Genomic DNA, 8,208 nt, shown 5'->3' with positions numbered 1-8,208 from the left:
CAACCCTCGTTCCGGTGACCGTCAGCCGCAGTGCCCCTTTTTTTACAGGCATCCCCGTACGGTCTCTCAACGTGCCCGAAATGCGCATGTCCTGCTCAGGCAAAAGCTTCACGGGCGCAAAATTACCGGCCATGACATCTTTATAATTAAACCTGCGGTACCCTTGCGTCAGCATCAGTACATCCAGTGCGGCAAGTTTTTTTTCGTCCGGCTTGTTAAAATAATAGTTGGCCTTTTCCACATAGCCTTTGAGCTCTGAAGTCAGCAGCAATGAACTGAGGATCGTGATCTCCGAGTCCTCATTCGCAGGCACCTTTTGTTCATCCGTAACCGAGACCGAGAAGTTGCCTTCCAAAGGAGCCGTTGCGTCTTTTGCGCTAACCGTTAATTTCACTTTTTGCCTGGGCTTATAAGCCGCCAGGTCGGTCTTTAAAGATACAGTCAAAGGCGAAGGCGTATTGTTGAACGCCAGCCGCTCTGCGATTGGTTCGCCGCTCTCAGAAAATAAAGTAATCTGCATGATACCCGCGGGGAATTTATCTTTTGGTATTTTGGCATTGGTGAGCTGGTTATTGAGTTTAGTTTTTGCAGCATAGCAAATGATCCCTCCGCTGGTGCCCACCAGAAACATGGTCTTTCCGGTATTGGCTGCAAAATAAGTTTCGTTGGCCAGTATTTTAATGTTTAATGCCAGAGGATCTGTATTGCTAACCTGGATTGTTGCACTGGAGGCAAGCGTTTTTGGCAGATCAAAACTCTTTACGGAGCCATCTTTAAAGGTAATATTGGCTTTGTAGCTTTTTGAGGCGTCAGCATTCAGGTAAAAAGAACCCATTCCCAGATGAGCAGAATTGAAAGTAGTGATGCTGGTTCCCGCGTTGTCTGTAATGGTACCTTTAATGTCTGTACCCAGGCCAAGTGAATTTATAGCTTTAAATCCGACCCTTGTCGCTACTCCGCTGATCAGATCGCCGCCTTCCGGAAAGAATTGAACATCAAAAGTGCTTTTTGAGGGGGTCAGTTTAAAAGTCGAGGTGAGTATGTCATTTTCGGCCATGACGAGTTCTGTTATGAGCTCCCCCCTGGTTATCGGATCATTTTTACGCGGGTCAATCTTAATTTTTAATAGGCCATTTTGATCCGTAGTCCCTTTTCCTTTGCTTACGACGTCAAAATTTGATGTCACCTGCCAATTGACGGTTTTGTTGGCAATAGCGGCATTTTCATTGTTTTTGAACTGGATTACTGCATCTATTACCTGGCTTTTATCCGTCTGGTTATTTTTATAGCTAAAATGAGTGACGAGCTGTTTGTCTATTGCCTCTCCGACGGGTATAGTCTTGCTGAAGAAATAAGACGGGTCAAAGTTGGCCATCCACAAGGTATAAGCTTTGAAATAATAATTCCCCTGTTGATAGGTGCCTTTGGTAAGCGGAATATTTCCGCTGGCCACACCATCAGTCACTTGCAGTTTTACCGTTTGAACCAGGGAGTCACGGGTATTGATCACATCAACATAGACAATTTTACTCAGCTGTGATGGCAGATTCAGGTCCATGGTCAGGTATGCTTTGAACCAGATGGTATCCGCAACCGTGTAATAAGGTTTGTCGAAATGGAGATAGACTTTTTCAACAGGACGCTGATCCGTATTTTTCTTGGATTTGTTAATGATGTTGTCCAGGACAACACTGTCCTGCTGCGCTTGGGCTGAAAACCGCAGCCCGGCGGATAATAATATAAAGGCAAGTATGAAGTGTAAATATCTCATCAAATGAATGTGTATTGTTAATCATGCTAATATATTCATTTATGTGCGGAGTCGGCTAACCAATCACATCTTTAACATTTTTTGACATTTGATCAGTTATGCTTCCTTCGGCGTCTGTTCTGTCTGCTTTCGTTTTGAATGGTATTCCCTGTAATCATTGGTTAGTCATTGATTAATGGTTGGTAGGTCCTTGATAGGCCCGGAGGATCTGTCAACTACGTAACGGGTACCTCAGGATCATCTCCTGATGAACTCGTGTGATGCCTTACATAGGCTAAGCAGAAGCCTGAGGGGCAGGATGCGCTGTGATGCCGGCAAGTATTTCAAAGTATGAAAATAAAAAAGACCGCTCAAAGGCGGCCTTTCAAAATAACAAACTTAGACTCCTAGTTAAATTCAGTAACGAAATCTTCAAGGGGAGTGCGAACTTTTTTCAGGTTAACCAGCCAGTCACCGGCTGTGTCTCTGTATCCTAAAGGAAGCAGAGTTGTCGTGCGCAGTCCAAGCGCTTTTAATCCCAGAAGTTCATCCAGTTTTTCAGAATCGAAGCCCTCCATAGGCGTGGCATCTACTTTTAAAAGCGCAGCCTCCGTTAGCGCCAGTCCAAAGCCAATGTAGGCTTGTCTTGCTGCATGCTGAAAGCTTTCTTCAGGAGTTTTACTGCCAAACATGTTTACCATGTTGTTTACAAAATCAGCGGTTTCGGCTTCAGACTGTCCCCGTTCACGATTGGCATGGGCATAAACATTTCTTATTCTTTCTTCTGTATAATTATCCCATGCTGCAAAAATCAGCAAATGTGAGCAATCTGTAATTTGTGATTGTCCGTAAGCCACGGCTTTGATTTTTTCCTTTAGCTCAGGGTTGGTCACTACAATAACTTTAAATGGCTGCAAGCCTGCGCATGTGGGTGCAAGGCGTGCAGCATTAAGGACTTGATCTACTTTGTCCTGTGAAACTTTTTCACCAGTCATTTTCTTTGTAGCATACCGCCATTTTAAGGCACCTATTGTACTCATAATCTCTTTTTTAGTTTTGTTTTTTTAATCTCTGTTATTCAGATTTTTAGTTAACTAGTGTTGTAAAAATAACACCGTTAGCAAATATAGATATGTTACCATATACAGACGAACTAAATCATCGCTTATGACTTTAAAATGATGGCAAACTATTTTTAGCCTGAGTCGTTAATATTATGCAAGCATAGATCAATGTGTTTGTAATGGACATTAAATATCATACCTATGAAAAAGTTAATCTTATCTGCAATCTTATTATCTGCTGCTTTAGGCGCATTTGCTCAGGAAAAAGGCTTTTATATTAAACCGACGGGAGGTTATTTTATAAAAGTAACCCCTGTGGAATTCCCTTCAATAAATGGTCAGCTCGCCAGGGATAAGACCACTACGATCACCGGCACTGGTGCCAATTCCAGCATCACTACATCAGAAACAGCTTTAACGGGTTCATTTGGACAAGGGTTCAGGGCCGGTCTTGTAGGTGGTTATCAGTTTAATCGTATTGTTGGTCTTGAGCTTGGCGTAAATTATTTCAATAGCGCGGAACAGGACATGATGAAACAGACCGTGATCAATAATGGAATGACAGTACTCAATGTACATGCGATCGGAAAGGTCAGGGCTTTTGACCTTGCACCTGCCCTTGTATTTCGTATCCCAAATACTGGAAAATTTCAGCCTTACAGTAAAATCGGCGTCATTGTGCCTTTCTCCGGTTATTTACAGATCAACACTTCTGTAAATGACCAGACCGGACAGGTTGCCGCGTCGCAGGGCATAGTATCTCCCGCTGGAACACGCACTAATCTGGTACTGGAGAGAGAGGAACGCATCAATCCAAAAGCTACGATAGGCTTTCAGAGCGCATTGGGTTTTGATTATAAGGTCGGCAATAAGATCAATCTTTTCGCTGAACTGGAATACCGTAATGTTTCTGTTGGCGGAAAGGATAAAGAATTAGAAAAATACGACGGTACAGCTACGGTAGTGGTAAATGCAACCAATACTGCCGTAGGATCGAGACAACTTAGGCTGGAGGAGCAAAGTGCGGGAGACAAAAAGGTAAATTATCATAAGACCATCAATTCTTCCATGAATGTGAAGGGCAGCGCAGGTTATGATCCGGGTAGACCATCAGATGACCTGCGGTCATATATTAATATAGGTGGTCTCGGACTGAATGCAGGCATTAAGATTGGGTTATAAAGTTGCTGATTTTATTTTAGAGTCTGAATATTACGAGCGTTGGTCGAAAATTTCAGGGAGTTGGTCGTGAGTTACGTCATGGTGGTATAATAGCGTGAAAACCGCTGAAACGTTTTAAGGTTGATGGTGTCTCAATAATAAAAAACAAAGAAAACCTTAAAACATAAAGTCATGAAAACTCTTACAAAAACAGCATTCGCCGCAGTATTAACAGCAGTAGTATTAACCTCATCAGCAATGACCACATTCGCCGCGCCTTTCATTAAAGTTGCAGCGATCACAGAAAGTTTCAACAAGATCTGGGTGAGTGGAAATGTGAAGATCATTTTGACCCAAAGTGAAAAAGAAGGGGTATTTGTTGATGAATACTTTAACCCTGAAAAAACTTCGGTGATCGGCAAAGGTCAGAATTTATACATCAACACTATGGAAAGCAGCCAGGTGACGATCAGGATCTCCGTAAAAGACCTGCAAAGGATCGAAGCTGCCGGAAGTGCAGTCGTTGTGACAGAAAATAAATTTGATGTGAAATATTTGCAGCTCTTCTTAAGCCAGAATGCGAAAGTGAAAGTTGACGCTAAGGTAGGAGATTTATATACAGTCATCAGTGAGGATGCGGTTCTGAAAATGAGCGGGGCGACAGATCAGCATACTTTGATTGCCAGCAACATGAAAAATGTAAAACTTGATAATTTTGTAAGCCTGAAAACAGATACCGGAAGTACAGATGTAGCAACAGATTCATTAACCGCCGCTACAACAAAATAATACGAAATCAAAGATTAGGGAAGGTGAAAGGGGGCAGACGAGAGTTTGCCCCTTTTTTATTGTTTCATTAATTTATGAACATGGCTTTCGTCTGTCAGGCCAAATTCCGCAGCGATTTGCTTCAGGCTGTAATTTCCGGCCTGCATCCGTTTCCGTATCAGGGTATGCCGGTAGTTTTTGATATAGGCGCGAAGACTTGTACCGGCATTCCGCTTGAAGTATGGCCCTATATAATTGATGGTAGTATTAAAATTTGCCGCCATCACTTCTGATTTCAATTTGTCCGGAGTATAAATGTTTTCGTGGATGTAGCTAAACATAGCTTCCATCTTGTTTTCACCGGTTTCCCCTGCTGCGGTTCCCGGCAGGTTTCGCTTTAAAATTACGGAGAGTGAGATCAGCTGCTGCCAGACCAGTCTTTCATTGAGCGAAGTTTCGGCTTTCATCAATTCGATCAGGTTAAAGATCTGCGCTGCTAAAAGCTGGTCGTGCAGGGTTAATTTGAAGCCTGAAAGGTGTGATTCCCTGTTGTGGACCAGGTACTCCAGTTCTTTTACAGGATGGAGCCATGCATCATGGCTCCCCCGCATATACAGATCAGTAAATTTGAGATAGATGAACCTGGTTTTGTGTTCAATCTCAAAATAGTGCTCTTCAGCAGGGCCAAGCAGGAAGATGTCGCCCTGTTCATAAATTACAGCTAATTGATTAATGTGATGAATACCAGATCCGTTTTTGATGTAGATCAGCTCATAATGATTGTGGGTATGCACAGGATGGTGCCATTGCTCAACTTCAAAAGCGGAAATGAGGATGGGTTCAAACTGACGATAACGTTTCATAGTGGAAATATACAAAATGTTAGCCGGAGTTTACAAGCAAACCCAGCCTCACAATGACCAGCTTTGAATTAAAATTTAAAACTATGAAAACAACAGATATTGACACTGACCGGAGAGCACCTTTAAAAACCGCTTTGGTCGTGGGCGCCAATGGTGTAATCGGCAGTACTCTTATTGAGCACCTCGTTGAACTCGATGAATGGAATATCATAGGACTTTCCAGACGCGGCGGACAGGACAGTAAGCAATTAAAATTTATTTCGGTAGATCTGCTGGATGCGGCTGATACCAGGTCTAAGCTCGCGCATTTGAACGATGTTACCCATATTTTTTATGCGGCATTTCAGGATCGTCCAAGCTGGGCGGAAATGGTGCCGCCGAACCTGGCCATGCTGGTCAATGTGGTTGAAGCGATCGAACCTATCGCAAAAAAATTAGTGCACATCAGTCTGATGCAGGGCTACAAAGTCTATGGCGCTCACCTTGGGCCTTTTAAAACGCCGGCTAAGGAATCTGACCAGGGACACATGCCACCGGAGTTTAATGTAGACCAGCAGGAGTTCCTGGAAAAACTTCAAAAGGGCAAGAAATGGACCTGGTCGGCTATCCGCCCTTCTGTGGTTGGTGGAACTGCCTTGGGGAATCCCATGAATCTGGTGCTGGCTATAGCAGTGTATGCTTCAATATCAAAAGAACTGAACATCCCCCTTCGCTTCCCCGGAAAGCCCGGCGCATATGATAAGATCATGGAAATGACAGACGGAGGACTGCTGGCCAAAGCAACTGTTTGGGCAGCTACCGAGCCGCGATGTGCAAACCACGCTTTTAACATTACCAATGGCGACCTTTTCCGATGGAATGAAATGTGGCTGGACATTGCCGGGTTCTTCAAACTTGAGGTTGCGCCGCCCCTTCATATGTCGCTGCAAAGCGTAATGGCCGATAAAGCCGGGCTATGGCAGGACATGCAGGAAAAATATGACCTGAAGAAACATAATTACGAGGAGGTTTCTTCCTGGGGCTTTGCCGATGGGGTATTTTCATGGGATTACGATTTCTTTGGTGATGGCTCCAAAGCAAGAAGGTTTGGCTTCCATGAATATGTGGAAACGAAAGAAATGTTTTTTCACATGTTTGAAAAGCTGATGGCCGAAGGGATCATTCCGGAAGTCAAATAAAAAGTAATGTCTATTTATTTGCTTTTATTGCATCTTCAATTCTCAGACTCTCCTTATGCACTGCATTTAATAATTCTGTGATGAATGTAGGAGACAAACCTTCTTTACTGCCCGATTAATTTTTTATCCAGGGAATCAATTTTTTGACGGCTTGTTTCCAATGTGCGGTCTTGGACTTTTGGTTTACCTGATTGGGCAAAGATCCGTTCCGTAATCGTCATCATAAAAAAGGTAAGGACAAATAGCCAGCGGGTTTTGTTTTTCATAGTTTATACTTTTGTCTCTAACAGTAACGGAAAATTTTTCGGAAATGGTATAAAGAATAATTCTTCACAATTCCTGACAAAAGCAATAGTTAGTGTTTTAATTTTGCTTTAAAAACCTTTTCCATTTTGTCCAGCTTAGGAAGGATCACCAGTTTGCAATATGGCTTGTCCCCGTTTCTGTTGAAGTAATTCTGATGATAGGACTCCGCCACATAAAATGGGGATGCTTTTTCTATGGACGTAACCACCGGATTGCCAAAAGCTTTGGTGTCGTTCAGCTCTTTTTTATATTTCTCAGCGATTGTTTTTTGATCGTTAGTGTGATAAAAAATAACAGAGCGGTATTGCGTGCCTACATCTGCACCCTGACGGTTCAAAGTAGTCGGGTCATGGGTTTTCCAAAATACTTCCAGGAGTTCATCATATTTTATTTTCGCCGGATCATAAGTGACCTCGATCACTTCAGCATGTCCGGTCGTTCCGGTACATACCTGTTCGTAGCTTGGATCTACCACGGAACCGCCCTCATAACCCGATCTTACAGCGGTTACTCCGTTAATGCGTTGAAATACTGCTTCTGAACACCAGAAACAGCCATTGCCAAAAGTAGCTTTTTGAAGTTTTGGAGACTGTGCACCGGCACCGCCTGCCGATAAAAGTACCATCACCATCATTAATATAGTTTTCATAAGCTCGTTATAAATTGAAAATCATTTATGTAAAGTTACGTATGCGCCATCCATATAGTTTTAATACAGGACGGACATGATCCTAACTTTACAATTACCTGATAATCGATATCCGAACTGGGAGTATTAATGCAATTTTTCAAATGATTTTCTTATATTAGTTTCACTGAAGGGTCATTGACAGCATTATCCAGGTCAGGTGCCGGTAAATTCAGGCAAAAACTGCCAGAACACATTTCGGAAGAGGCTAAGGAAGGAATCGGGGACGATTAAGGAGAACCAGGTGCTTACCGCGTGTTCAGTAGGTGTCTGTCAGGTGTCTGTAGGTTGTCTAGTCCTTGTCTAGTCCTGGAATAGCTTTACACTAGTCCTGGATTAACTTGACATCGTCCTGAAAAGAACTTAACATATCCTGTTTACGGATTACATACCATTTCATTCCGAATATAGTAATGCATTTTGTTGTTTT

7 protein-coding genes and 1 pseudogene are annotated in these 8,208 nt (G+C 42.8%); 3 read left to right on the top strand and 5 right to left on the bottom strand.

Annotated elements, in window-relative coordinates:
- A pseudogene (locus tag VK541_RS11785) lies at positions 1–1,771 on the bottom strand (carboxypeptidase regulatory-like domain-containing protein); the annotation flags it as partial.
- A 386-nt stretch (positions 1,772–2,157) separates the two neighbouring features.
- Positions 2,158–2,790, bottom strand: coding sequence for an NAD(P)H-dependent oxidoreductase (locus tag VK541_RS11780; RefSeq protein ID WP_324370266.1), 633 nt, complete (start codon positions 2,788–2,790; stop codon positions 2,158–2,160).
- 225 nt (positions 2,791–3,015) lie between these two features.
- Here VK541_RS11780 and VK541_RS11775 point away from each other — a divergent pair, with 225 nt between their 5' ends.
- Positions 3,016–3,996, top strand: a complete 981-nt coding sequence (locus VK541_RS11775; RefSeq protein ID WP_324370264.1) for an outer membrane beta-barrel protein — start codon at positions 3,016–3,018, stop codon at positions 3,994–3,996.
- 171 nt (positions 3,997–4,167) lie between these two features.
- Positions 4,168–4,764: a GIN domain-containing protein gene (locus VK541_RS11770; protein WP_324370262.1), complete on the top strand. Its 597-nt coding sequence runs from the start codon at positions 4,168–4,170 to the stop codon at positions 4,762–4,764.
- A 56-nt stretch (positions 4,765–4,820) separates the two neighbouring features.
- On the opposite strand, the gene VK541_RS11765 is transcribed toward VK541_RS11770, so the two are convergent.
- On the bottom strand, positions 4,821–5,606 hold the full coding sequence (locus VK541_RS11765) for an AraC family transcriptional regulator (protein WP_324370260.1): 786 nt from the start codon (positions 5,604–5,606) through the stop codon (positions 4,821–4,823).
- An 83-nt stretch (positions 5,607–5,689) separates the two neighbouring features.
- Between VK541_RS11765 and VK541_RS11760 the strand changes: the two genes are divergently transcribed.
- Positions 5,690–6,784, top strand: a complete 1,095-nt coding sequence (locus VK541_RS11760; protein WP_324370258.1) for an SDR family oxidoreductase — start codon at positions 5,690–5,692, stop codon at positions 6,782–6,784.
- A gap of 104 nt (positions 6,785–6,888) precedes the next feature.
- Here the strand turns inward: VK541_RS11760 and VK541_RS11755 are convergent, their stop codons facing one another.
- The gene (locus VK541_RS11755; RefSeq protein WP_324370256.1) at positions 6,889–7,050 is read right to left on the bottom strand and encodes a hypothetical protein; all 162 of its coding nucleotides are present in this window, start codon (positions 7,048–7,050) and stop codon (positions 6,889–6,891) included.
- A gap of 89 nt (positions 7,051–7,139) precedes the next feature.
- On the bottom strand, positions 7,140–7,739 hold the full coding sequence (gene msrA, locus VK541_RS11750) for a peptide-methionine (S)-S-oxide reductase MsrA (RefSeq protein WP_324370254.1): 600 nt from the start codon (positions 7,737–7,739) through the stop codon (positions 7,140–7,142).
- Positions 7,740–8,208 lie beyond the last annotated feature (469 nt).

Origin of the sequence: Pedobacter sp. (assembly GCF_035317785.1) — a bacterium.
Lineage (GTDB): Bacteria > Bacteroidota > Bacteroidia > Sphingobacteriales > Sphingobacteriaceae > Pedobacter.
The sequence above is the reverse complement of the archived record's forward strand: the minus strand, read 5'-3'. Positions and strand labels throughout refer to the sequence as shown.

Excerpts from the sequence above, each read along its gene's own strand:
- VK541_RS11755 (WP_324370256.1), bottom strand. The coding sequence starts at position 7,050 with ATGAAAAACAAAACCCGCTGGCTATTTGTCCTTACCTTTTTTATGATG.
- VK541_RS11765 (WP_324370260.1), bottom strand. The coding sequence starts at position 5,606 with ATGAAACGTTATCGTCAGTTTGAACCCATCCTCATTTCCGCTTTTGAA.
- msrA (WP_324370254.1), bottom strand. The coding sequence starts at position 7,739 with ATGAAAACTATATTAATGATGGTGATGGTACTTTTATCGGCAGGCGGT.
- VK541_RS11780 (WP_324370266.1), bottom strand. The coding sequence starts at position 2,790 with ATGAGTACAATAGGTGCCTTAAAATGGCGGTATGCTACAAAGAAAATG.
- VK541_RS11760 (WP_324370258.1), top strand. The coding sequence starts at position 5,690 with ATGAAAACAACAGATATTGACACTGACCGGAGAGCACCTTTAAAAACC.
- VK541_RS11770 (WP_324370262.1), top strand. The coding sequence starts at position 4,168 with ATGAAAACTCTTACAAAAACAGCATTCGCCGCAGTATTAACAGCAGTA.
- VK541_RS11775 (WP_324370264.1), top strand. The coding sequence starts at position 3,016 with ATGAAAAAGTTAATCTTATCTGCAATCTTATTATCTGCTGCTTTAGGC.